Genomic DNA, 236 nt, shown 5'->3' on the forward strand with positions numbered 1-236 from the left:
CATTACCCGCCGCGTTACGCTGGACAAGCAATACCGCATGCATGAACTGCTGGGCGACTTCATCAGCCGTAACTTCTATGAACGTTTCGCCCCATCGGAGAGATTTGGCTCTGGTCGGCCCGCAAGCGATTTTGTTCATAATCTCCCTGACACGGATGGCAAACACGCTGCCTGGCTGGAGGTACCTGTCGACAAAGGCAAGCATCAACGTAGCGGAACCAGTTGGATACGGCCTG

General features: G+C 55.1%; 1 protein-coding gene. It reads left to right on the forward strand.

The window, feature by feature from the left end:
* Positions 1-37: 37 nt before the first annotated feature.
* Positions 38-236 (forward strand): hypothetical protein (locus tag AC3XQU_RS24895; RefSeq protein ID WP_489876764.1); only part of this gene is annotated, 199 nt, incomplete at its 3' end.

It is taken from the genome of Telluria sp. AZSoR62, assembly GCF_058111565.1.